This is a genomic window from Bacillus sp. SIMBA_154 (genome assembly GCF_046536015.1).
Taxonomy (GTDB): Bacteria; Bacillota; Bacilli; order Bacillales; family Bacillaceae; genus Bacillus; species Bacillus pumilus_P.
Genome location: NZ_JAWJBV010000405.1, coordinates 1 through 257, shown reverse-complemented (window position 1 = coordinate 257; position 257 = coordinate 1). Strand labels below are relative to the sequence as shown.

At 47.5% G+C, this 257-nt stretch carries 1 protein-coding gene; it reads right to left on the bottom strand.

Annotated elements, in window-relative coordinates; all coding sequences use genetic code 11:
• On the bottom strand, nucleotides 1-257 hold a 257-nt coding region (locus R0K30_RS22550), incomplete at both ends, for a methyl-accepting chemotaxis protein (protein ID WP_410613144.1).

The window sequence follows — 257 nt, the reverse complement described above, 5'->3', positions numbered from 1 at the left end:
TCCATTTGTTGAACACTTGCCTGAACCTGCTTCTGCAGACCCTGGATCAAGCCGTTAATTTCTTCTGTGGACTGGCGGGTACGCTGGGCAAGAGTTCTCACTTCATCGGCGACCACGGCAAACCCTCGTCCCTGATCGCCTGCACGAGCGGCTTCAATGGCGGCATTTAATGCCAATAAGTTTGTTTGTTCAGATACGCCTTTAATAACATCTAATATGGTACTTATATTTTCGCTGTCGGCTTGTAGCTTTTCAAT